Origin of the sequence: Nocardia sp. 852002-20019_SCH5090214, assembly GCF_001665865.1 — a bacterium.
Lineage (GTDB): Bacteria > Actinomycetota > Actinomycetes > Mycobacteriales > Mycobacteriaceae > Nocardia > Nocardia nova.
In genome coordinates this window covers 1-579 of record NZ_LZMK01000441.1, presented here as the reverse complement: position 1 = coordinate 579, position 579 = coordinate 1, and the positions used below count along the sequence as shown (strand labels likewise).

General features: G+C 69.9%; 1 pseudogene. It reads left to right on the top strand.

The window, feature by feature from the left end:
* Positions 1-579 (top strand): annotated as a pseudogene (locus A5780_RS41615) (hypothetical protein); the annotation flags it as partial.

Sequence of the window (579 nt, the reverse complement as noted above, 5' to 3'; positions counted from 1 at the left end):
GGCGATCAAGTCGGGCAAGGGCCTGCACGATCTCGAAAAAGACCAGCTGCGCGCGGTGATCGTCGACATCGAAGCGGGCAAGACGGGTGTGCCGGATCTGCTGCTGGCCGACGACCGCTTCGCGGCAGTGATCGACCGGGAACGCAGCGACGAGATCGCCCGTGAGGCCGCCCATTACGAGCAGCACAAGCTCGAAGAGATCCTTCGCAGCGGTGCCGCCCCCGAAGGTGTGGCCCGCCACGTGCGCGAGGACATCACCCGTGTGGTCGCCGAGCACACGCAGCTCGCAGCCGGACGCACCAACCTGGCTGACTTCGAGAACACCGGAGTCGAGGAGCGGCTGCTGTCCGGGCTGGCCGCGCACGGCGTGCCCGAGCCGGTGCGCAACCAGGTCCGCCACCACCTGGACGAGGCCCGTAGCACCTGCGCCTCGGCCGGTCAGCAGGCGCACTGGATCCAGGACCGATGGGCCGGGCGCCGCGAAAAGGTCGCCGACCAGCGCAACCCCGGCCCACCCGCCTACGACAGCCCCGAACGCCGGGCGCTGCTGGAGCACAACTACCGGCAGGCCGGACTGAC